The sequence below is a fragment of the Formosa sp. F44 genome, assembly GCF_056238645.1.
Map to the genome: position 1 here is coordinate 348,558 of NZ_JBWDLJ010000002.1, position 19,787 is coordinate 368,344.

General features: G+C 33.8%; 20 protein-coding genes and 1 riboswitch. Of the genes, 9 read left to right on the forward strand and 11 right to left on the reverse strand.

The features are described from left to right. Positions 1–26: 26 nt before the first annotated feature. The 6 genes from AC0UBM_RS06505 to AC0UBM_RS06530 all read right to left on the reverse strand — a co-directional run bounded on the left by AC0UBM_RS06505 (position 27) and on the right by AC0UBM_RS06530 (position 5,491). Entirely contained in the window at positions 27–371 is a 345-nt protein-coding gene (locus AC0UBM_RS06505) for a DUF190 domain-containing protein (protein WP_475688095.1), read from the reverse strand. Beyond that, positions 368–1,672 (reverse strand): voltage-gated chloride channel family protein, encoded by a 1,305-nt coding sequence (locus AC0UBM_RS06510; protein ID WP_475688096.1) that lies wholly within the window; start codon positions 1,670–1,672, stop codon positions 368–370. The genes AC0UBM_RS06505 and AC0UBM_RS06510 overlap by 4 nt, the downstream gene beginning before the upstream one ends. A gap of 38 nt (positions 1,673–1,710) precedes the next feature. After that, positions 1,711–1,774: riboswitch (Fluoride riboswitch) on the reverse strand. Between the two features lie 272 nt (positions 1,775–2,046). Then, positions 2,047–3,198, reverse strand: coding sequence for an FAD synthase family protein (locus AC0UBM_RS06515; RefSeq protein ID WP_475688097.1), 1,152 nt, complete (start codon positions 3,196–3,198; stop codon positions 2,047–2,049). 273 nt (positions 3,199–3,471) lie between these two features. Then, the gene (gene nadD / locus AC0UBM_RS06520; RefSeq protein WP_475688098.1) at positions 3,472–4,050 is read right to left on the reverse strand and encodes a nicotinate (nicotinamide) nucleotide adenylyltransferase; all 579 of its coding nucleotides are present in this window, start codon (positions 4,048–4,050) and stop codon (positions 3,472–3,474) included. Between the two features lie 12 nt (positions 4,051–4,062). Next, positions 4,063–4,632, reverse strand: a complete 570-nt coding sequence (gene gmk / locus AC0UBM_RS06525) for a guanylate kinase (protein ID WP_475688099.1) — start codon at positions 4,630–4,632, stop codon at positions 4,063–4,065. A 1-nt stretch (position 4,633) separates the two neighbouring features. Next, the gene (locus tag AC0UBM_RS06530) at positions 4,634–5,491 is read right to left on the reverse strand and encodes a YicC/YloC family endoribonuclease (protein ID WP_475688100.1); all 858 of its coding nucleotides are present in this window, start codon (positions 5,489–5,491) and stop codon (positions 4,634–4,636) included. Between the two features lie 116 nt (positions 5,492–5,607). Between AC0UBM_RS06530 and AC0UBM_RS06535 the strand changes: the two genes are divergently transcribed. Beyond that, entirely contained in the window at positions 5,608–6,096 is a 489-nt protein-coding gene (locus tag AC0UBM_RS06535; protein WP_475688101.1) for an acyl-CoA thioesterase, read from the forward strand. Here AC0UBM_RS06535 and AC0UBM_RS06540 read toward each other — a convergent pair. Together AC0UBM_RS06540 and AC0UBM_RS06545 are read right to left on the reverse strand one after the other, a co-directional pair. After that, positions 6,089–6,973 carry a DMT family transporter gene (locus AC0UBM_RS06540; RefSeq protein ID WP_434037345.1) on the reverse strand — a complete coding sequence of 295 codons (885 nt, stop codon included), beginning with the start codon at positions 6,971–6,973 and terminating at the stop codon, positions 6,089–6,091. The two genes, AC0UBM_RS06535 and AC0UBM_RS06540, sit on opposite strands and share 8 nt — an antisense overlap. Further along, positions 6,966–7,319 carry an arsenate reductase family protein gene (locus AC0UBM_RS06545; RefSeq protein ID WP_434037346.1) on the reverse strand — a complete coding sequence of 118 codons (354 nt, stop codon included), beginning with the start codon at positions 7,317–7,319 and terminating at the stop codon, positions 6,966–6,968. The genes AC0UBM_RS06540 and AC0UBM_RS06545 overlap by 8 nt, the downstream gene beginning before the upstream one ends. 72 nt (positions 7,320–7,391) lie before the next feature. On the opposite strand from AC0UBM_RS06545, the gene AC0UBM_RS06550 reads away from it, so the two are divergent. Beyond that, the gene (locus AC0UBM_RS06550; RefSeq protein ID WP_475688102.1) at positions 7,392–7,856 is read left to right on the forward strand and encodes a DinB family protein; all 465 of its coding nucleotides are present in this window, start codon (positions 7,392–7,394) and stop codon (positions 7,854–7,856) included. Here AC0UBM_RS06550 and AC0UBM_RS06555 read toward each other — a convergent pair. Together AC0UBM_RS06555 and AC0UBM_RS06560 are read right to left on the reverse strand one after the other, a co-directional pair. Then, complete coding sequence (locus tag AC0UBM_RS06555; protein ID WP_475688103.1) at positions 7,836–8,558, reverse strand: DUF3298 and DUF4163 domain-containing protein; 723 nt, start codon at positions 8,556–8,558, stop codon at positions 7,836–7,838. The two genes, AC0UBM_RS06550 and AC0UBM_RS06555, sit on opposite strands and share 21 nt — an antisense overlap. Positions 8,559–8,676: 118 nt before the next feature. Further along, complete coding sequence (locus tag AC0UBM_RS06560; protein WP_434037348.1) at positions 8,677–9,432, reverse strand: THC0290_0291 family protein; 756 nt, start codon at positions 9,430–9,432, stop codon at positions 8,677–8,679. Positions 9,433–9,651: 219 nt separating this feature from the next. Here AC0UBM_RS06560 and gdhA point away from each other — a divergent pair, with 219 nt between their 5' ends. Then, positions 9,652–10,995, forward strand: a complete 1,344-nt coding sequence (gene gdhA / locus AC0UBM_RS06565; RefSeq protein ID WP_475688104.1) for an NADP-specific glutamate dehydrogenase — start codon at positions 9,652–9,654, stop codon at positions 10,993–10,995. Between the two features lie 69 nt (positions 10,996–11,064). On the opposite strand, the gene AC0UBM_RS06570 is transcribed toward gdhA, so the two are convergent. After that, entirely contained in the window at positions 11,065–12,090 is a 1,026-nt protein-coding gene (locus AC0UBM_RS06570) for a threonine aldolase family protein (RefSeq protein WP_475688105.1), read from the reverse strand. A 218-nt stretch (positions 12,091–12,308) separates the two neighbouring features. Here AC0UBM_RS06570 and AC0UBM_RS06575 point away from each other — a divergent pair, with 218 nt between their 5' ends. The 6 genes from AC0UBM_RS06575 (at position 12,309) to AC0UBM_RS06600 (ending at position 19,742) form a co-directional block, all read left to right on the forward strand. Continuing rightward, the gene (locus tag AC0UBM_RS06575; protein ID WP_414035716.1) at positions 12,309–13,775 is read left to right on the forward strand and encodes a circularly permuted type 2 ATP-grasp protein; all 1,467 of its coding nucleotides are present in this window, start codon (positions 12,309–12,311) and stop codon (positions 13,773–13,775) included. A gap of 7 nt (positions 13,776–13,782) precedes the next feature. Beyond that, a complete protein-coding gene (locus AC0UBM_RS06580; RefSeq protein WP_414035715.1) occupies positions 13,783–14,736 on the forward strand; it encodes an alpha-E domain-containing protein in 954 nt (317 codons plus the stop codon). 48 nt (positions 14,737–14,784) lie between these two features. Beyond that, entirely contained in the window at positions 14,785–15,633 is an 849-nt protein-coding gene (locus AC0UBM_RS06585; RefSeq protein WP_475688106.1) for a transglutaminase-like domain-containing protein, read from the forward strand. 61 nt (positions 15,634–15,694) lie between these two features. Further along, positions 15,695–16,805 (forward strand): peptide chain release factor 2 gene (gene prfB, locus AC0UBM_RS06590; RefSeq protein WP_434037352.1). Its coding sequence is split into 2 segments (ribosomal slippage): positions 15,695–15,757 and positions 15,759–16,805, totalling 1,110 coding nucleotides; the frame shifts between segments, so codons are not numbered across the junction. Between the two features lie 12 nt (positions 16,806–16,817). Then, positions 16,818–17,159 carry an arsenate reductase (glutaredoxin) gene (gene arsC / locus AC0UBM_RS06595; RefSeq protein WP_475688107.1) on the forward strand — a complete coding sequence of 114 codons (342 nt, stop codon included), beginning with the start codon at positions 16,818–16,820 and terminating at the stop codon, positions 17,157–17,159. A gap of 120 nt (positions 17,160–17,279) precedes the next feature. Further along, on the forward strand, positions 17,280–19,742 hold the full coding sequence (locus AC0UBM_RS06600; RefSeq protein ID WP_475688108.1) for a TonB-dependent receptor: 2,463 nt from the start codon (positions 17,280–17,282) through the stop codon (positions 19,740–19,742). The last annotated feature ends 45 nt before the right edge of the window (positions 19,743–19,787 follow it).

Sequence of the window (19,787 nt, forward strand, 5' to 3'; positions counted from 1 at the left end):
TTAAAAGTTTAAAAAGTTAGAATAGCTTAAGACTTTAGTAGTATTTCGTTCTGGACAAAATAAATGGCGGTGTCTTCAAAAAGCACTTTTTCTAATTCAAGGAAGGCATTAATGTTTTCTAAGGAATCTGTGATTTCAATTATTTGAGGGTGATTAACGTGTTGAATATCATTAAGTCCCCAGTTCATATTCTGACTATCAAGGTAGCCTTTAGATACGTTAAAATGTAGTACTTGCTTTAAGTTTGATGCTTTGGCTTTTTTTAATATTTGAGTTGCAAAATCGGATTGATGAAGTGTTTTCCAAAACGGAACATCTTTGCGTTTTTTACCGTATTCAAAATAAATTCTTATAGTCGTTAACGTTTTCATTGGTGATGCCTTTTTTTGTCTATTTCAGATAGCGTGAATCCTTTTTCTTTAATCGTACTATTATTTTTAGGACTTCCAATAATTTGAGAGGTGTAAACTCCGGTGTGTCCAGAAAACAAATAAGAAACGCTACAAGCAATGGCTATAAATACACCAGCTTCGATACCAAATAACTCAATGCCCATAACCGTACATGCTATTGGTGTATTGGTTGCGCCTGCAAAAACAGCAACAAAACCCATGCCTGCTAATAAGCCCATAGGTAAAGGAATAAACCAAATTAATACATTACCTAAAGTGGCTCCAATATAGAACAGTGGCGTGACTTCTCCACCTTTAAATCCGGCGCCAAGGGTGAAAGATGTAAATAATAGTTTCGCTAAAAAATCGTAAGAGTTCATATGGGAACTAAAGGAGTCTACAATGGTTGGGACACCTAAACCAATGTATTTTGTTGTGCCTATACTATAAATAATTACAGCTAAAATAATACCACCAATGGTAGGACGTAAGGGCGGATATTTAATGAGTTTTTTAAATAAATTAGCCCAAAAGTGAGTCGATTTTGAAAACAGCATAGCCACCAATCCAAAAATAATTCCGGCCAGCATGGCCCAAAGTAAGTTAATAGGATTCATCTCGGCAACCGCGTCTATATGGTAGTGGGTATGGGCAACATTCCAAATCTCACAAAAATAGTTGGCTAACACTGCGGCTAAAAAGCTAGGAACAATAGCGTCTAATCGAATACGGCCTAAAATAAGCACTTCTAAAGCGAAAATTCCACCAGCTAAAGGCGTTCCAAATACCGATGCAAAACCCGCACTTATACCTGCGATTAAAACAATTTTACGATCCCGATCCGAGAGTTTAAATATTTTGGTGAATTGATCTGCTACAGCACCACCAATTTGTACTGCAGTACCTTCACGACCTGCAGAGCCTCCAAATAAATGTGTGACAATGGTTCCAAATAATACTAAAGGAGCCATTTTAAATGGGATTATTTTTTTAGGTGTATGAAATTCTTCTAGCAACAAGTTGTTACCTTTTACTACGCTATTTCCAAAAAGATGATAAGTTAATCCGATTATAAATCCACCAATGGGAAGTAAGGCAATAATCCATAGGTTGGATTCTCTGTAATTTGTTGCCCATTCTAAACTCTTTAGGAAAAAAGCAGAAATACCACCTGTAACAAGACCTATACAGGTGCATATAATTAACCATTTAATTAAATAGTATAGCGTAGGAATTTGTTCGACTGAGGATAATTGCTTTTTAAGATGTTCAAATTTCATAATTACCTAATATAAACAACTCTACTAAAATGAATTTTTTTAATGTAGAAGTTATTAGTTCTGTACGAACGGTTTAAGTAAAACCTCATAGCCGTATCAAACAAAATTAAAATAAATTAAATAAGATTACTCTATTTATGTAGGTATTATGCTCAGTTAAATTTAAGATTTCAAAAAGAGCCTCCTGCGTAATATTAGGGTTCTGAAGTTTATATAAAATCTTAACATGAGATTGTGATTGCTAATACAATTTTGGCATAATTATTAGCGTTGTATATTTGCTAAGATTAAAGTTAATTATCTCTATCAAGTATGTACTAATATTTAAGGTATACTTGATAGAGATTTTTAATAATTTAAGAAGTTTAATTATATTAAAGCACTTCTTTTCTTCTAATATTAATGCGCATAGCATCTTCGATAGGTTCTTTTGAAACTAAAATTAAATAGCCTCCACCACCAGCTCCGGCTAATTTCCATGCCATAGCATGATCTTTATGCTTATCGATTTCTGTGTTAATTCTATCGTTTACCATTGCAGGGAACATTTTTACTTGTGCCTGAAATGAATTTAAAAACCCTTCGGCAAAAGCATCTAAATCTTTAGCTTTAATGGCATCCCAAACCTTTTCAGAAGCTTGAGCGAGTTCTTTTACATTGTCTTCGTTAATATACGTTTCTCCTAAAAGATCTAAACCAGGTTCTCTTGGCCATAACATAACCATGTATATGTGCTCTTCTAGCCAAGTTAGGGTAGATTCATCATCTATAGATTCGAATTTTGTAGGCCAATATGCTTTGTCGTAAAAGTGTCTTGTAAGTCCTGGCATGCAGATACCAATGGCATCTTGTGCACCAGAAATCATTGTTGATCCCGGTGTGTTTTCAAATTTAAAAAGTATTTCGGCTAATTTTTCAGGCTTTTCTAAAGGTAAATAATATGGCCAAATTTGTTTTGCCGCATTTCTAGTAGATGTAGACATACCGCAACGTTCGTTATATTCTATAACAGGTTCTAAAGATAAGGTAATAGCCCATCCTGGATGAAATTTAGAGACATAAGGTTGGTCGACCCAAGTCCCTGCTAAATCGATGCGATACGGTAAGGTGCAATTTCCTGCCGAGCGGATAGCTGTTGTAGAACGTTCAGGAAGTCCTTCGTCTGGAATTCGTTTTAGGTTTTTTAGTTCGATATTTAGTGCATTACATAATTCTTCTTTTTTAGGAGAAAAACCATCTTCATTAACCACAAAGAAATCAGGTTTTAATGCTTCCAAATCTTCTTTAAAATCTAAAATTCCAGAACCTGAATTTACAAATGCCTTTTTTACGTATCTAATGGCATTAATCATATAAAGTCGTTCTTGTTCCGAATTAATGGTTTGTCGCCCTTTCAATTCCGAAATAGTCGCGTCAGAACCTATTCCAACATATAAGTCACCATGCATAGAGGCTTCTTTAAAGAATGCAATATGGCCACTATGTAGCATGTCAAAACACCCCGAAACAAATACTTTTTTATTCATCTTATAATTAATTTATTCTAAAATCTTAATTCAATGTGTTTTTAAACACAATTGTATGCAATATATTTTATTTGCTTAAATCTAGCAACATCTTTTATGTAAAAGCGTATTTATGATTCGATTATAACTGCTTTTGATGTAGTTATTTAAAAATAGTGCAGAAATAGTTAGACGTTGCACTTGGGTAGATACGAGTGACGTGTTTTTATTTTAATGTAAGAGATTAATTACTTTTAAGGAAAAAGGGTGACTCTATTTAGAATCACCCTTTTTTTATTTGTAAAAATTCATGTCGTCTATATACTTCCAAACGTGCTCTGGAAGTAGTGGTTTACAGCTTTTACCATCCCGAACAGCTTGCCTAATAAAGGTAGAAGATATCTCCATAATGGGAGCCTTTATCTGGTGAATTTTAGGATGATTTAAAAGCTGAGTTTCGGTCTTACCTTCCGAAATTCTGGGGTAAACGTATATATCGTGGTGTTCTAGAATGATGTCATTATTTTTCCACTTATGAAATCCTTTCAAATTGTCTTCTCCCATGATAAGAGAAAACTCATGATTTGGATGCTTTTCTAACAGATGGGTAAGTGTGTTTATTGTGTAGCTAGGCTGAGGTAATTTAAACTCAATATCGCTTGCCTCTAATTTATCATAATCCTTGGTGGCTTCATAAACCATATCGAATCTGTGATGATTATCTAACAACGTATTTTTCTTCTTAAACGGATTATGGGGTGTGACAACCAACCAGATTCGGTCTAAATCGCTATACTCTGCCATATGATTGGCAATAATTAAGTGTCCGACGTGAATAGGGTTAAAGGTGCCAAAATAAAGACCTATCTTCATAAATATTTAATCTTAACGGATAAAATCTGAAACAATTTTTTCTGCTTCAGTAAGCGCATGTTCTAAAGTATCGTTTTCAATAATTACATCAAAAAGAGGAGCTGTTGCTAATTCTGCCGATGCTTTAGCTACTCGCATATTTATTTTGTCTTCGGTTTCTGTCTTGCGCTTTTTTAAACGGATTTTTAACTCGTCTATACTAGGTGGTTTAACAAAAATAGAAAGTGTTTCTTCTGGGAATTTACGTTTTATACGCAAACCACCTGATACATCAATATCGAAAATAACATGTTTACCTTGTGCCCAAATACGTTCTACCTCGCTTTTTAAAGTTCCATAGAAATTATCACGATACACTTCTTCCCATTCTAGGAAATTATCGTTTTTAATATTAGATTTAAAATCTTCTAACGATAAGAAATAATAATCTTTAGCGTGTTCTTCGGTGCCTCGTTTTTCTCGTGATGTTGCAGAAATTGAAAATTCTAAATTCAAATCTTCAAGGCCTAGAAGATGTCTTACAATAGTCGTTTTTCCTGATCCTGAAGGGGCGGAAAAAACAATAAGTTTCCCTTTAGACATGTTATAATACGTTTAAAAGTTGTTCTTTAATTTTTTCTAATTCGTCTTTCATTTGCACCACTAATTTTTGCATAGGTGCATAATTACTTTTAGAACCAATAGTGTTTATCTCACGACCCAATTCTTGGCCAATAAATCCTAATTTTTTTCCGTTAGAATCTTTAGAGCTTAAAGACGATTTAAAGTAATCTAAATGATTTTTTAAGCGTACTTTTTCTTCAGTAATATCGTATTTCTCGATGTAATATACCAATTCTTGCTCGAATCTATTTTCGTCTACTTTTTCTTTTAAATCTTCTACTCCTTTGCGTAAACGCTCTCTAACAGCTTCTATACGTTCTGGGTCAATAGCGATTACTTCTTCTAATAATCCTTCAATTGTAGCGATTCTATTTATAAAATCGGCTTCTAATACCTTACCTTCATCTAAACGATATTCGCTAATATGATCTAAAGCAGTATGGATTTCAGTTAAAATGGTTGCCCATTCATTTTCGTCTATATCTTCGCGTTCTGTACTTAATGCGTCTGGAAAACGCACTGCCATTTTTAGTAATTCGGTAGTGTCTCCGTCTACAATTTCTTTTAACTGTCTAAGATATTCTTTTACAATAGGCTTGTTAATTTGAGTCGAGGTTTCTTCTCCAGTAACTTCTACAAAAATTGAAAAATCTATTTTTCCGCGTTCAAGTTTATCGGCAATAAGCTTACGTAAATTCAATTCCTTTTCTCTATAAAAAGACGGCATTCGCGTATTCAAATCTAGGTTTTTACTGTTCAGTGATTTTATTTCTATAGAAATTTTTTTGGTAGGTAGTTGTATTACAGATTTACCGTAACCCGTCATTGAATATATCATAAACTATAATTAAAAGTTGTGCAAAGGTAATTAAACTTAAGCGTTTAGAAAATTCTAAAATAAGTATGTAGGTGGAGTATTCTTTTTTATTTTTATTGCAATGAAAAAATAAAGATATGTATACCAAACAATTTGAAATACGATGGAGTGATATTGATGCTAACCGGCACTTAGCCAACTCGGCTTACACTAATTTTATGAGCCATACCCGAATGGCTTTTTTGCTAAAAAGCGGATTTTCTGCTAAAGATATGGCACAGCATAATATTGGTCCGGTTGTGTTTTACGAGCATATGTATTATTTTAAAGAAGCTTTTTTAGGACAGCCAATTACTGTAGGACTCGAAGTTTCAGGTATAAGTGAGGATGGGAAATTCTTTAAATTCGAGCATAATTTTTACAACCAGAAGGGCGAAAATATAGCGCATTGCGAAATGTTAGGTGGTTGGATAGATTTAGAACAACGCAAATTAACAGGTCTTCCAGAACAATTAATGAAACTAGCTGATGCGTTCCCAAAAACAGAAGATTTTAAAGTGCTAACAAAAGCAGATACCCGAGCGTTTAATAAAGTGCCAAAACCTTTAAAAGACAAGCTTACTTAGTAGGTTTTGTAACTAAATAGACGCCAACAAAAATTAAAATGGCCGCTATAATTTTAACGCTATTTATAATGTCGCTTCCAATAATTAAGGCAAAAATTGCGGCAACTATAGGTTGCAGGTAAACAAAAATACTAGCAGTAGATGCTTTTACGTGTTTTAAAGCAATTACATTTAACAAGTAGGTACCAAACGTTGCAAAAACAACAACAAAAAACGCTGAGAATATGTGGTATGCAGAAAACGTGTGCCATTGCACGTCTCGGAATTCTTGAATACCAACAGGTGTGGTCATGATTAAACCTAAAAGGAATAGCCATTTTATAATAGTTAACGGATGGTATTTGGCTGTTAGTTTTTTAGCGATGATAAGGTAAATACTAAAGGCTGTTGCATTAAGAATTATTAACGAATTCCCCAGTAAGATATTATCGCCAGAATGTATGGCTTTTCCATACACACTTAATATAATAGCTCCCGTAAAGCCTAAAATTATACCTAATATTTTAAGGCCAGTAATTTTCTCTTTTAAGAATATTGAAGATAAAACAAGTACGACTATTGGGGTAATTGTAGATATTACAGAGGCATGGATAGGTGTTGTAAATTCTAAGCCTTTAAAAAATGAAAGCATGTTCAGGAACATTCCAAAAAATGCAGCAGCTACAAACGTTAAGTAATCTTTTTTGTCAATTTTTTCCTTAGGAATAAAAAGGCCTATAATCCAGAATAGCGTTGTTGCTCCTAATAGCCGTAGTAAAATAAATCCGGAAGGTTTAATGTAGCCACCATCTATAACATCGTTGGCAAAACCATAATTTAATCCGTAGAAGACCTGAACTAGAAAAAGTAAAATTAAAGCTAGTGTGCGTTTATTCATGTATGGCTTCTTTAGCGGCTGCAACATTCTTTTTACTATTTCCAATAAAAATCTGGTTGTTGTAGACTAATACCGGACGACTTAAAAAGGTGTAATGTTCTAAGATATAATTTTTAAAATCGGCTTCTTCTAACGCTTGGTTTTTTAAATCCATTTCCTTGTATAATTTGGCGCGTTTACTAAAAAGTGCTTCATAACTACCCGATAAATTATGTAATTCTTCAAGTTGCTTAACGGTAATAGGGGTCTCCTTAATATCTTGAAATATCACGTCTTGAGGCAAGTCTAATTCTTTAATAATACGCATACAGGTACTACACGTTTTTAGGTAGTATATTTTGTTCATAATAAAACAATTTTAGTGCAAAATAAAGGCATTTAAATGAGTTTAACTTATATTTCGTCAAAAATAGACAGAATGAATTTTACTTTTGAAGTGTTTGAAAAAACTAGAGGATTTTTTAAAATATTTTTAGACCAATTAAGTCTAGACGAATTAAATAAAATCCCATCGGGTTACAATAACAATATCATTTGGAATATCGCTCATATTATTGCTACCGAACAGGTTTTAATTTATAAGTTATCGGGAGTACCTATGTTAGTGTCAGACGGTTTTGTGAATGCTTACAAGAAAGGGTCTAAACCAGAAGCCGATGTCACTCAAGAAGATGTTAACCTAATCAAAGAATTGTTAACAGAAACGGCTAAGCAAACAAAAATAAATTACGATAATAATGCCTTTGTAAACTTTCCGGAATATACACCAGAAACTACGGGAACCACAATACACGATATAGATGAAGCCTTAACATTTGTCTTATTTCATGAAGGCCTTCATTTAGGAATTGTCAAGTCGTTATTAAAATCCGTGAAACTTTAAATAAGAATTTGCCTTGTTAAAAGGGATAACAAACTCTGTTATTCCTGCGGTGTATGGGGCAATTTCATAGGTGTTATATAACAAAATTAGTCCGTCTGCACTGTATCCTATGTTTTGAGGTAATACAAATTTTTCGGTATCCAGATACATATCTTTTTTTTCGGAAATAGCTTCATCAAAATAAGGATTTGCTAATTGCATAAAGTGTTCTGTATTGTCGATTAATTCTTCATTCTTAATACGTTCACCTGTTTGTCCATCAAAATTTAAGAAGCTAATAACTAAAGAACCATGAGCGCCTCCTGTATTTGTGTACGATGTTAGTGAAATGCTAATAATCTCAGGAGATTTAAACATGACTTCACCGTCTATTTGAGCTTCCCATTCCTGCGCGCTTTCTGGAAATTGATTTTTAAACCTAGTATATTCACTATTAAAGTTTTGTATACTTGTTTCAATGGTGTTAGGTGTTTCAATATCTGGATTAAATGCAAGCTCCGAAGCTACATATTGCTTTAATGTTTTATTAATAAGAATGGCAACTTTGGTGTCTCCTTCCGCTTTTGGAATATTAATATCGACAATGGTATTATTTGGGATAGTAACAGATTCTTCTGTAAATGAAATGGCTTGTTTTTCGGTACATGAAGCCAAAATAAAAAGGCTAAAAACAATAAGAAAAGCGTGAGATTTAAGGTGCATATAATTACTTTATAATTCAATAATAAAGGTACATATTGCAGTTAGATAACTAAAGTAAAAGTTAGGTTTTATCTATTAAAAGTGTGTTAATTAAATTGGATACAGCTAAAGTGTGGGCTTAGTTAATGTAGTATACATAACCTATGTTAATCCAAATTAAGGCGTCGTTATTTTTGTTATAGCTTAACTGGTGGTTTAATCCGTCTACCCAGTCACTCGTGTAAAATTGAACTTTGGCTTCTATTAAGAAATCGGAATAATCACTTACCTTATATCGTAATCCAACTCCAGTGTCTATAGATAGCGCGTTAAAAGTTCCTGTGTTTACAGAACCTGGTAACCATTCACTATAAAGATCTCTTGGATTAGTTGTGTTTGCTCCTGGTTGTGCATAAATATATTGAAAACCAAAGATGGCATATGGACTAAAATCCATAAGGTGATAATAAAACTTTTTATTACTTAAGGGGTAATACTCTAGGAAAGCTCCTGTATTAATGTTTTTTGATTCCCCACGCTGATTTCTTAATTTAACAGTGTTTTCACTATTGCTATCAGAGTCAACATATTGGCCGTAATGTCTTAATTGCGTTTTGTTGTAAGAAACGTCAAAGCGAAGTTTAAAGTGGTCTACGATATAGTTTTCTACAAGTCGTTCTCCGCCTCCCCAGTCCATTGGGTTAATATCGAGCATAAGGCCTACGCCGTATCCTATATTACCTGAGTTGGTAGGACCATCTCCTCTTAACCCAAAATCAGAACGTAATTGTACAGGTCCTGCGAGTATGCCCACTTCAAATCCTGTTTGTGAAAACCCAGAGTAGAAAGAGCAAAAATAAATTACGAATAATAAACGTTTTAGGTTTTTTAGCATTTTATTTAAAAATAGATGCTGTTATGTAGGTATTAATAGCAAAGCAAATATATAAAATGATTAGTATTAATCAAATAAAACTATGTATTTCGTTGTTTAGATTTATTTAACATCAAAATTATTGTGAAATCTTAAAATAAGGAAAGTGTTTTTTGGAGATAATGTATATTTGTAGTTCAGAAACTAATGCTTATTGAATAGTATCGTAATTTTTATAAAATGAAAAACCAAATAAATGCTTTTTTAGAGTTCGTTGAACAGACAAATAGCCACGAACCTGAGTTTCTTCAAGCAGTGCACGAAGTTGCAGAAACTGTAATTCCGTTTATTGAAAACAACCCAAAATATAAAGGCAAAAAATTATTGGAGCGTATTGTTGAGCCAGAACGTACTATAATTTTTAGAGTCCCGTGGATTGATGATAAAGGCGAAATTCAGGTAAATAGAGGATTTAGAGTTGAATTTAATTCGGCTATAGGACCTTACAAAGGAGGGTTGCGTTTTCATCCTTCAGTGAATTTAAGTATTTTAAAATTTTTAGGATTCGAACAAACTTTTAAAAATGCTTTGACCACTTTACCAATGGGTGGAGGAAAAGGAGGAAGCGACTTTAATCCTAAAGGTAAAAGTGATAATGAAGTCATGGCTTTTTGCCAGTCTTTCATGTCTGAGTTAAGTCGTCATATTGGTCCGAATACAGATATTCCTGCGGGAGATATTGGTGTAGGTGGACGAGAAATTGGATATTTATTTGGTCAGTATAAAAGATTACGAAACGAATTTACTGGAGTTTTAACTGGTAAAGGAATAGAATATGGTGGTTCATTAATTCGTCCAGAAGCGACAGGTTATGGCGCGGTTTATTTTGCGAAAAATATGTTAGATACCCGTAACGAATCGTTTTCAGGTAAAACGGTTGTGATTTCTGGTTCAGGAAACGTGGCTCAGTATGCTTGTCAAAAAGCTACAGAATTTGGAGCTAAAGTTGTGACGCTTTCAGATTCTTCAGGATATATTTATGATGCCGATGGAATAGACGATGAGAAATTGGCGTTTGTTATGGAGCTTAAGAATGTAAAACGTGGACGTATAAACGAATATGTAAACGAATATCCTAATGCGAAATTTATCGCAGGAGAAAGACCTTGGTCTGTAAAATGTGATTTAGCAATGCCTTGTGCAACTCAAAATGAGTTAGATGCTAACGATGCGAAACAATTAATAGCGAATAATGTTATTGCTATCGCCGAAGGTGCTAATATGCCTACAACGCCAGAAGCTATTGAGATTATTCAGGATGCTAAAGTGTTATTCTCTCCAGGGAAAGCTTCTAATGCAGGAGGAGTGGCGACTTCAGGTTTAGAAATGAGTCAGAATTCATTGCGTTTAAACTGGACTCGAGAAAAAGTCGATGAAAAATTACATCAGATTATGAACGATATTCATGCCTCTTGTGTAGAATATGGAACTCGGGAAGATGGTTATATTGATTATGTAAAAGGAGCAAATATTGCTGGTTTTGTTAAGGTTGCAGATGCAATGTTGGCACAAGGAGTCGTGTAATTATATCTTTTAAAATATATTTAAAGAGCCTTCAGATGTTATGTCTTAAGGCTCTTTTTTTATCCGGTTCTAAAATTTTAAAGTTGTAAACGTATCCAAGACTTTGGAGTGCATTTCACTAGTGTAATCTAAGTGCGTAACTAAGCGTAGTTTTCCTTGTCCCATATCGCTAATTAAAATATTAAGTCTCTTTAGTTTGGAGATAAACGCATCACTGTATTTAACGTCGTTCAATTCAAAAATCACAATATTGGTTTCTATAGGCTCAACGTGTTTTACAATGCTTAACATTTTTAAGTGTGCTCCGAGTTCCTTCGCTCTTTTATGGTCTTCAGATAAACGAGATATATTGTGGTCCAGAGCATAAAGTCCTGCGCCAGCTAAAAAACCACCTTGGCGCATACCGCCTCCTAGCATCTTTCGTATGCGAAGCGCATGTTTCATAAATTTCTCGTCCCCTGTTAAAACCGAACCTATGGGGCATCCAAGTCCTTTGCTTAGGCATACAGAAATAGTATCGAATATTTTACCATATTGTTCTGTAGTTTCGTTTTTAGCGACCAAAGCATTCCATAGTCTAGCGCCATCTAAATGGTAGCCTAAATTATGTGTGTTACAAATCGATTTTATATTCTCTAATTCCTTAAAATCCCAACACGCACCACCACCTTTATTTGTTGTGTTTTCAACCTCTACTAATTTAGATAGTGGACTGTGGTAAAATTCTGGAGGGTTAATAGCATCAATAACATCTTGGGCATTAAACATACCGCGACTGCCATCTATTAATTTGCAAGACACGCCGCTATTAAAAGATGCGCCTCCACCTTCGTAATTGTATATATGAGAATATTTGTCGCAAATAACCTGATCGCCCGGATTAGTGTGTAATTTAATGGCTGTTTGGTTTGCCATCGTGCCACTAGGAAAGAACATGGCGTGAGGTTTACCAAACATCTTTGCAATGCGTTCTTCTAATAGGTTTATGGTTTCATCTTCTTTATAGACATCGTCTCCAACCTTAGCAACCATCATGGCTTCAAGCATTTCTGGGGAGGGTTTGGTAACAGTATCGCTTCTTAAATCAATACGCATATGAATGTGTTTTTTTATGAATTTTCGGACAGAAAGTTAGTAGATTATAACGAAATAACTTCGCTAATTTTAGAATATATTTAAGTGTTAAGTAATTGTGAATTTAATATTAACGCTGTGTTTTTAGTGCGAATTATGGATAAAAAAATAAAAATTAATATTTTTTTTATACCAAAAACACAGAAAATAATTGTTAATTTAGGAAAAACGTAAATTGCATGGAACCAACCAATTTTAAGCACCTTTTTTCCTCATACGATAGTAATGACAAGTTGTTCGATGAGATTTTTGATGAGAAACAAAATGTTAGAAAAGTTTATCAGAAATTATTCGATTTATATAACGGTTATCCTATAGAAGATTTTATCAATCTAAACAATAAGTCAAAAACCTCTTCCTTTAATCAGGGGATTACTTTTCAGGTCTATAATGACGCGAAACCTCAAGAAAAAATTTTCCCTTTCGATTTATTTCCGCGAATAATAGATGCTAAAGAATGGGAAATTATAGAGCGTGGTGCTTTACAACGTTGCAAAGCTTTAAATGCATTTATTGCCGATGTTTACCACGATCAAAGAATTATAAAGGCAGGTATTGTTCCTATGGAATTAATAAGTTCTTCTGCTAATTATTTAAGACAAATGGGTGGTTTGGATCCAGCAGGAGGTATTTATAATCATATTTCGGGAACCGATCTTATAAAACATTCCGATGGTAAATATTACGTTTTAGAGGATAATATTAGGTGTCCTTCCGGAGTAAGTTATGTTATGTATAACCGAAACGCCTTAAAACGCTCTTTATTTGGAGCTTTTAATCATTACGAAATTCAGCCTGTCGCCGACTATTCAGAAAATTTATTAGAAATTATGGAGTCGGTCAAGCCTAAAGGAGTCGATGTTCCTACCTGCGTTATCTTAACGCCAGGGGTATACAATTCTGCATATTACGAGCATTCTTTTTTAGCGAAAACAATTGGAATAGAATTAGTAGAAGGTCGTGATCTAGTTGTAGAAAATGACTTTGTATATATGAAAACCATTTACGGTCTTAAAAAAGTAGATGTTATTTACAGACGTATAGACGACACGTATTTAGATCCGTTAGCGTTTAAAAAGGATTCTGCTATTGGTGTACCGGGATTATTTGCCGCTTATAAAAAAGGTAATGTAAGTTTGGTTAATGCGCCAGGAACGGGCGTTGCAGACGATAAAGCCATTTATACGTATATGCCTCAGATTATTAAATTTTATCTTGGGGAAGAACCGATCTTAAACAATGTGCATACCTACCATTGTAGTAGACCAAAAGAGTTAAAATATGTTTTAGAAAACATACATAACTTGGTCATAAAACCTGTCGATGAAGCAGGTGGTTATGGAATTTCTATTGGAAACAGATTAACCAAAGCAGAAATAGAAGCGGTTAAAAAAGTGATTCTGGAAAACCCGAGAAAATATATTGCACAACCCATATTGTCACTATCTGTGCACGCCACATATATAGACGACTGTCAGTCTTTTGAACAGCGACATGTAGATTTACGTACGTTTACGTTACTTGGTCAGGATAAAGAGTTTGTTCTAAAAGGTGGATTAACACGTGTGGCGCTTAAAAAAGGAAATTTAATAGTGAATTCATCTCAAGGAGGAGGATCAAAAGATACTTGGGTTTTAAAAAAATAAATAATATATGTTAGCAAGAATAGCCAATAACTTATTTTGGATGGGGCGTTATATGGAGCGTGCAGAACACACGGCACGTTTTACAAATGTGAATTATTTTTCGTCTTTAGATGCGCCTAATAAATTATCTAGAGATCGTCAATTTGTGCTTCGATCCATGTACGAAATGGTTGGAGAAGAAGAGTACGATGATGAAACTTTAAAAGAAGAGGATGTGCTTTTTAATACAGCACTTAATCCAGAAAAACATTATTCTATATTACAATGTATAACTTACGCTAGAGAAAATGCAAACAGTTCCAGAGATTTAATTTCGAGTGACTGTTACGAAGCAATGAATACCTATTACCATTCTGTTGTAGGATATTCTAAAGAGCATTTTGTAACGCGCGGTTTACACGATTTTACTAGCCATATTATGCATCAATCTACCATTATGAAAGGTAAGATGCGTGGTACCATGTTGCATGACGAGGTGTATGCTCTTATAAAATTGGGTATGAATATTGAAAGAGCTACGCAAGTCGCCCGCATTTTGCAAATAAAATATGACGATGCGGTAGAGGCTACAATTAAAAATCCGAAACTATTAAAAAAGAGTTTTGAGTGGACTACACTTTTAAAGTGTCTTAATGTATTAGATGTTAATCGTAGGGTCTATAAAAAAGCGCCTACACAAAATTCTGCCTTAGAGTTTTTAATATTAAATCCGAGCTCTCCAAGAACAATATTAAGTTGTTTAGACGAAATACAGACATATATAACCATGTTAGACCCATTAAAAGCACGAGAAAAAAATACGGCGACGTTTTTAATAGGAAAAATGAGGTGTGAATATAAGTATAAAACGGTCGAAGAAATACCGGAAGATGTCAAAGGTTTTCTTGCAGATACCTTCGGGAATCTAATTAAAATAAGTGAGAAAATAGAAGAAGAGTATTTTTATCAAGAAAAGGTATAATTATATTTATAAATAGTTTTAATTTGAACGCTTGCAAATTTTAAGAAGATGTTCAATTATACAATAAAATACACTGCCGAAAATATTTACGAAAACCCAGTTTTCGAAGCTTTTTGGCAGTTCTTAATTATCCCCCAAAATAATGAAACCCAAGATTTGGTTTCTAGTAAATTTAGTGCTTCGTTAGACTGTCCGATAGAAAAATCTATAAACGGATATGATTTTGAAACTGTAAAAATTCATTATAAAAAGCCTTTCGAAACCATGCGTTTTGAAGCTATTTTTAAAATGAAAAAAGCTAAAGTTAAAGCGGTTAAAGTCGATCCATCTTCTAAGGTCGAGGACGATTATAAAACAATAAGTACATTAGATTTTAAAGTAGATTTTGAAGCTTCTTTAATTAATACAACGCTTACACGTTTACCAAAAGAACATTTAAATATTTTTGAGTTTGACACTTCTAAACACATTTTGGAAAATGTGATACAATTAAATTCTTGGATATATAACCATCTAAGTTTTAATAAAGAAATCGCAGAACAAGACACAAATTTAAAAGATGTTCTTGATAAGAAGCAGGCGGGTAGTCAAGATTTTGTGCACTTGTTTTTAGCTATTATCAGACAAAATAATGTGCCTGCAAGTTATGTTTCGGGGTATCTCCGTCAAGACAACGATTTTTTTAACGATTCTCAAATTCATGCATGGGCAGAAGTCTATGTTCCAAAATTAGGTTGGGTAGGTTTCGATCCTATAAATAATGTATTGGTAAATCATAATCATGTAAAAATTGCACACGGACAAGATTATAATGATTGCGAACCTTCTAAACAATTTTTGTTTTCTCTAGGAGGTAAAAAAATTAAACATACCGTAGAGGTTACCTATGAACAATAATATACCTTAAGATTTATTTTTTGAAAAAAAGTGTAGTACTTTTGAGTAAAATAAAAAGAATATGATAACCTTAGATCAAATAAAAGATCTGTCACACCGCCTTACCTCGTTAAGGCAATATCTTTGACATAGATGTCAAACTCATAGAGATACAAAACGAAGAAGAGCAAACCTTCGATCCTAATTTTTGGAACGATTCTAAAGCTGCAGAAGTGATTATGAAATCGCTTCGTGTTAAAAAGAAATGGGTAGAAGATTTTAATACTGCCACGGCCTTAGTTGGCGATTTGGAAGTTATGTACGAATTCTACAAAGAAGGAGATACAAGTCTAGAAGAGGTTACAGCTCATTACAATAAGGCTCAAACACTTTTGGAAGATATCGAGTTTAAAAACATGTTGTCTGAAGAAGGCGATAGCTTAAGTGCGGTGCTTCAAATTACAGCAGGAGCAGGAGGTACAGAGAGTTGCGATTGGGCAAATATGCTTATGCGCATGTATTTAATGTATGCGGAAAAAAGCGGATTTAAAGTCAAAGAGTTAAACTATCAAGCTGGCGATGTGGCCGGAATAAAAACGGTGACCCTAGAGCTTGAAGGCGATTTTGCTTTCGGTTGGTTAAAAGGAGAAAATGGCGTGCATCGTTTGGTGCGTATTTCTCCATTCGATAGTAATGCCAAGCGTCATACTAGTTTTGCTTCGGTTTATGTGTATCCATTAGTAGATGATACCATTGAAATTGATATTAATCCAGCAGATATTGAAATTACCACGGCCCGGTCTAGCGGTGCCGGAGGACAAAATGTGAATAAAGTTGAAACTAAAGTGCAACTTTTACATAAGCCCACAGGTATTCAAATACAATGTTCAGAAACGCGTTCGCAACACGATAACAGATCTCGAGCAATGCAAATGTTGAAATCTCAGTTGTACGAAATTGAATTACAAAAACAATTGGCGCAACGAGAAGATATTGAGGCTGGGAAGATGAAAATAGAGTGGGGAAGTCAGATTCGAAACTATGTTATGCATCCTTACAAATTGGTTAAAGATGTTAGAACAGCTCACGAAACCGGTAATGTAGATGCAGTAATGGACGGTAATATAGATGCCTTTTTAAAAGCCTATTTAATGATGATGGGACAAAAAACAGAAGATACTAATAACTTATAATCACAATTAATTATGATTACAATTTATCACAATAACAGATGCAGTAAATCTCGCGAGGCTCTAGATATTTTGGAAGCTTCAGGAAAACCTTTTACAATTGTAAAATATTTGGAAGACGTTCCTACTAAAGCCGAACTTACACATATAATCGATTTATTAGACATTATGCCAATCGATTTGGTTCGTAAAAATGAAGCGATTTGGAAAGAGAATTTTAGAGATGAAAACCTTATAGACGAGGCAATTATCGAAGTCATGATAAAGCATCCTAAACTTATAGAACGCCCAATAGTTGTAAATGGAGACCAAGCCGTAATTGGTAGGCCTCCTCAAGACATTACTAAAATTTTATAAATTTAAAAGCCTATAATTAACTCTTCAATTATAGGCTTTTTTTGTTTTAACAACCTTTTAACTAAAATTGACTAAACCAAATTCGTTCTTTGTGGTCTTACTTAATTAAAAGATAAATTTATGAATTTGATAAAACAAGTAGTTTTCAGTCTACTTATTTTGGTAATTTGCTTTAATACTCAAGCACAATCAGGCAAAGACGTTAAAATAACGGGTGTTGTCATTGATCAAGAAACTAAGCAACCTTTAGAATATGCTACAGTTGCCTTTAGAAACAGTAAAGACAATAGCGTAGTAACCGGAGGGATTACAGATATGAATGGAAAATTTAGTATTCCTGTTCCGATGGGTGTTTATAATGTGTCTTTCGAATATATTTCATTCAAAAAGCAAACCATTCAAAATAAAAATTTATCACAAAACACCGATTTAGGAACTATAGTTTTGGCTTTAGATACGGAGTCTTTAGCTGAGGTTGAAATTATTGCCGAAAAAACGACAGTAGATATCCGTTTGGATAAAAAGATTTATAATGTAGGCCAAGATTTAACGGTTAGTGGTGGTACAGTAAGCGATGTTTTAGATAATGTGCCTTCAGTTTCTGTAGATGTAGAAGGAAATGTTGCATTAAGAGGGAACGATAACGTTACAATTCTTATTAATGGAAAACCATCAGGTTTAGTTGGTTTAAATTCTACAGACGCGCTAAACCAATTGCCTTCAGATGCGATAGAACGTGTTGAGGTAATTACGTCTCCATCTGCTAGATATGACGCAGAAGGAACAGGTGGTATTTTAAATATCATTCTAAAACGAAGTAAACTACAAGGATTTAACGGTTCTATTACGGCGAATGCTGGATACCCAGATATGGCGGGGATTTCTGGAAATGTTAACTACAGAACAGGCGATTTTAACTTCTTTAATACTACAGGCTACTCGTATAGAGAATCTCCTGGAAATTCTTCTACCGAAACAGACTATTTTAATTATGAGTTTGATGATGAAGGTAATATTATAAACGACCTTCCAGATACTTATTTAAATGAATACAGAGATTTCGACAGAGTTACAAAAGGATTAAATACTAATCTGGGAGTAGAATGGTACATCACCGATAATACGTCTTTAACAGGTTCTGTATTTTATAAAAACAATGACAACAGTTCGAATACTACAAATAATATTTTCGAAGTAGATAATTTAGGAAATACAATAAATGAAACTTTGCGTTTCGATCCAGAGAGTGAAGATGATAAAACGATCCAGTATTCATTGAATTTTGATAAGCAGTTTGATGCTCCAGGACATAAATTAACATTCGATTTCCAGTATGAAGATACTACAGAAGACGAAAATTCTCTTATTACTGAAAATGGATTTGATACAGAAAAAGTAAGAACTTTAGAAAATCAAGAAGAGGTTTTGTTACAAGCAGATTATGTATTACCTATTGGAGAAGATGGTCAGTTTGAGTTCGGATACCGTGGGAATTTCAATACTTTAGATACAGATTATACCTTAGCTTTTAATGATGGTTCTGACTTTGTAGTCGATACAGACGTGAGCAATAATTTAATTTACAAAGAGCGTATAAATGCGGTATATAGTCAATATGGTAATAAAATAAAAGATAAATTTTCTTACTTATTAGGGCTACGTATGGAATCTACAGGAATAACTATAGATCAAGTTACTAGTAATGATTACGAAAAGAAAGATTACTTAGGCTTGTTTCCAACGGTAAATTTAGGTTACGAGATTTCTGAAGACCAGAGCATCATGTTTGGTTACAACAGAAGGATTAGAAGACCAAGATCAAGATATATAAATCCATTCCCGTCTAGAAGTAGTGCTACAAATTTATTTCAAGGTAACCCTGATTTAGATCCAAGTTATTCTTCTTCTGTAGATTTAGGATATTTAAATCAATTAGGAAAATTGACTTTAAATAGTTCTGTGTACTTCCAACATTCAACAGATGTATTTACATTTATATCTGAAGCCACTGGGGAAACAGTACTTGTAGGTGGAACAGAAATACCTGTAATTAAGCGTTCGCCAATTAACTTAGCAACAAACGATCGCTATGGTTTCGAGTTTACAACTACATATAGAGCGAGTAAGAAATGGAACGTGAATGCAAATTTTAATTTCTTTAACTCTATAACTCGAGGCGATTATAACGGAATTAATTTTGATGCAGATAACCTAAGTTGGTTTGTTAGATTGAATAACAAAGTTACTTTGCCAGCCGATATAGAATGGCAAACGCGACTTATGTATAGAGGTCCAAGTGAAGATGCACAGAATGAAACAGACGGCATGTTTTATTGTGGTTTAGCATTTAGTAAAGAGGTGTTTAACAAAAATGCATCTATAACATTAAATGTTAACGATGTGTTTAACTCTATGAAAAGAAGTACACTTTCTACAACAGAAACATACATTAGCGATAGCGAATATCAACGAAGAGAACGCTCGTTTAATGTAGCATTTACATACCGTTTCAATCAGCAAAAGAGTCGTCAGGAACGCGGAGAGCGAGAAGGAGATGGAGACGATATGGATTTTGAAGGTTAAAAATTTTTAAAGCTTCCCCTAACGGGAAGCTTTTTTTCTTTAATA

What these genes read in the sequence shown, in the direction of transcription:
- gmk (WP_475688099.1), bottom strand. Translation starts at nt 4,632, where the DNA reads ATGTCTAAAGGGAAACTTATTGTTTTTTCCGCCCCTTCAGGATCAGGA.
- nadD (WP_475688098.1), bottom strand. Translation starts at nt 4,050, where the DNA reads ATGAAGATAGGTCTTTATTTTGGCACCTTTAACCCTATTCACGTCGGA.
- arsC (WP_475688107.1), top strand. Translation starts at nt 16,818, where the DNA reads ATGATTACAATTTATCACAATAACAGATGCAGTAAATCTCGCGAGGCT.
- AC0UBM_RS06560 (WP_434037348.1), bottom strand. Translation starts at nt 9,432, where the DNA reads ATGCTAAAAAACCTAAAACGTTTATTATTCGTAATTTATTTTTGCTCT.
- AC0UBM_RS06555 (WP_475688103.1), bottom strand. Translation starts at nt 8,558, where the DNA reads ATGCACCTTAAATCTCACGCTTTTCTTATTGTTTTTAGCCTTTTTATT.
- AC0UBM_RS06585 (WP_475688106.1), top strand. Translation starts at nt 14,785, where the DNA reads ATGTTCAATTATACAATAAAATACACTGCCGAAAATATTTACGAAAAC.
- AC0UBM_RS06515 (WP_475688097.1), bottom strand. Translation starts at nt 3,198, where the DNA reads ATGAATAAAAAAGTATTTGTTTCGGGGTGTTTTGACATGCTACATAGT.
- AC0UBM_RS06510 (WP_475688096.1), bottom strand. Translation starts at nt 1,672, where the DNA reads ATGAAATTTGAACATCTTAAAAAGCAATTATCCTCAGTCGAACAAATT.
- AC0UBM_RS06505 (WP_475688095.1), bottom strand. Translation starts at nt 371, where the DNA reads ATGAAAACGTTAACGACTATAAGAATTTATTTTGAATACGGTAAAAAA.
- gdhA (WP_475688104.1), top strand. Translation starts at nt 9,652, where the DNA reads ATGAAAAACCAAATAAATGCTTTTTTAGAGTTCGTTGAACAGACAAAT.
- AC0UBM_RS06530 (WP_475688100.1), bottom strand. Translation starts at nt 5,491, where the DNA reads ATGATATATTCAATGACGGGTTACGGTAAATCTGTAATACAACTACCT.
- AC0UBM_RS06535 (WP_475688101.1), top strand. Translation starts at nt 5,608, where the DNA reads ATGTATACCAAACAATTTGAAATACGATGGAGTGATATTGATGCTAAC.
- AC0UBM_RS06550 (WP_475688102.1), top strand. Translation starts at nt 7,392, where the DNA reads ATGAATTTTACTTTTGAAGTGTTTGAAAAAACTAGAGGATTTTTTAAA.
- AC0UBM_RS06545 (WP_434037346.1), bottom strand. Translation starts at nt 7,319, where the DNA reads ATGAACAAAATATACTACCTAAAAACGTGTAGTACCTGTATGCGTATT.
- AC0UBM_RS06580 (WP_414035715.1), top strand. Translation starts at nt 13,783, where the DNA reads ATGTTAGCAAGAATAGCCAATAACTTATTTTGGATGGGGCGTTATATG.
- AC0UBM_RS06575 (WP_414035716.1), top strand. Translation starts at nt 12,309, where the DNA reads ATGGAACCAACCAATTTTAAGCACCTTTTTTCCTCATACGATAGTAAT.
- AC0UBM_RS06540 (WP_434037345.1), bottom strand. Translation starts at nt 6,973, where the DNA reads ATGAATAAACGCACACTAGCTTTAATTTTACTTTTTCTAGTTCAGGTC.
- AC0UBM_RS06600 (WP_475688108.1), top strand. Translation starts at nt 17,280, where the DNA reads ATGAATTTGATAAAACAAGTAGTTTTCAGTCTACTTATTTTGGTAATT.
- AC0UBM_RS06570 (WP_475688105.1), bottom strand. Translation starts at nt 12,090, where the DNA reads ATGCGTATTGATTTAAGAAGCGATACTGTTACCAAACCCTCCCCAGAA.